Here is a 1,747-nt window from a genome sequence, read left to right on the forward strand (position 1 = left end):
TGGTAGGTGGTAGAGGCGCAGCGGTGCTGCGCCCAGATTGCTGTGCCCAGATTGCTGTGCCCAGATTGCTGTGCCCACATTGCGCGCAGTGGCGGTAGGGACGACGGTGCCAGGCTCCCATGTTGTTGCCACGAGAAGATAGAGACGTTGCATTGCAACGTCTCTATCTGAGTGATCGCCGATAACCACTCTGCGGTCGCGGTAGTTCATTGTTCTCTTCGAGCGAAGGAGAGCGCTCGATTGTCTGATTTTGCGAGAGCGGGTAGCGGCGAAGCCGCGGTACAATACAGGTATGGATCCAAAACTTCTGCCATTGTTGACATGCCCCCGACATGCAGAGACGACGCTGACAGTTAAGCGCATTGATCGAGTGGTTGATGGCATGATTGAGACCGGTCAGCTTCGCTGCGATCAATGTGGAACTGTTTACCCGATTGCTGATGGGATTCTTGACTTGATCGGCTGGCGTTTGCCGACGAGCGTGGCGCAACTGGTTAACGAATTGCCGCTGGCAGCCTGGGCTTACGAACGCACCTGGCGACCGATTGCGCTTCAGTTGTTGAGTGGCGAGCCGTTTCCGCTTGAGCGCGAGGTTGGGCTGATTGCAAATCTGGTGGGGGTTGAGCAAGAAGGTTTGCTGATCGATGTTGGGTGTAGCAACGGGCTGTATGCGCGGGGATTGGCGCAGGCGCGTCGGCAGCGCGATGTGCGGGGGTATGTCGTTGGGATCGATCTGAGCCTGGCGATGCTGCGCGAAGCGCGGCAACGGAGTCGACGCGAGAGATTGCCGATCAGCTATATTCGGGCCAGCGCGCAGGCGTTGCCATTTGCTGCCGGAGCAGCGCAGGGGCTGGTAATGGGAGGGACGCTGAACGAAATCGGCGATATTCCGGCTGCGCTACGCGAGTGGCAACGGTTGCTGGCTCAGCAAGGGCGCGGGGTGATGATGAGTCTGGTTGCGGCTGAGAGCGGGCCTGGTCGCGCATTTCAGCAGCTTTTGGGGAGTGGCGGATTGCAATTTCCGACGTTAGCTGAATTGAATAGCGCTTTTGCGACTGCCGGTTTGCGCCTGCGCGCCCAATGGCAGTATGGCGTAGTGGCGTTTAGTCTGGTGCAGAGGGCGATTGAACATTGAGGGATTTGTCCAGGTTGCGATTTGACGAGACTGCCTGATTGTGCTATATTCAGTATCGCTGTGTGGTGCCTGTAGCTCAATGGCAGAGCGCCTGACTGTGGATCAGGAAGTTGTGGGTTCGAGCCCCATCAGGCACCCCACCAGGATAAAGCCGGGATCAACCCCGGCTTTTGTGTTTGAATGGTGGTGCGGTGATGTCGAAAACCATTATCACAACCGGCCAGGAGATAAAAGTAACGCTGATGGACTCTATCTCTTACATCGACGAAAGCGATAGTGGCGCGTTTGTGGTCAGCGGCTCGCACGGCGGCGTTAGTTCTGCGCGCTACGCCCTCGGCGTCACTCTGGCGGGCGTGGTTTTCAACGATGCCGGAATTGGCAAAGATAACGCCGGGATCGCCGGGTTAGCCCTGCTTGAAGAAGTGGGTGTTCCGGCGATGGCAGTCGCGCACACCAGCGCGCGCATCGGCGACGCTGTTGATACCTGGGAATGCGGTGTTATCAGCGCTGTCAATGCCATTGCCGCCGCGTGTGGGGTGAAAGTGGGTATGACTGTGTCGGCAGCAGTTATCTGTGTGCGGCAGGCCGATGGCTGATAGGCGATAGCCGATA

General features: G+C 57.9%; 2 protein-coding genes and 1 tRNA gene. All 3 read left to right on the forward strand.

All coding sequences use genetic code 11. The features are described from left to right. Positions 1 to 292 precede the first annotated feature (292 nt). Positions 293 to 1,135, forward strand: a complete 843-nt coding sequence (locus tag Q0650_RS12740) for a methyltransferase domain-containing protein (protein WP_298819525.1) — start codon at positions 293 to 295, stop codon at positions 1,133 to 1,135. Positions 1,136 to 1,200: 65 nt separating this feature from the next. Then, positions 1,201 to 1,275, forward strand: a tRNA-His gene (locus Q0650_RS12745). A gap of 54 nt (positions 1,276 to 1,329) precedes the next feature. Then, positions 1,330 to 1,731 (forward strand): hypothetical protein, encoded by a 402-nt coding sequence (locus tag Q0650_RS12750; protein ID WP_298819527.1) that lies wholly within the window; start codon positions 1,330 to 1,332, stop codon positions 1,729 to 1,731. The last annotated feature ends 16 nt before the right edge of the window (positions 1,732 to 1,747 follow it).

The sequence above is a fragment of the uncultured Chloroflexus sp. genome (genome assembly GCF_937129525.1).
Lineage (GTDB): Bacteria > Chloroflexota > Chloroflexia > Chloroflexales > Chloroflexaceae > Chloroflexus.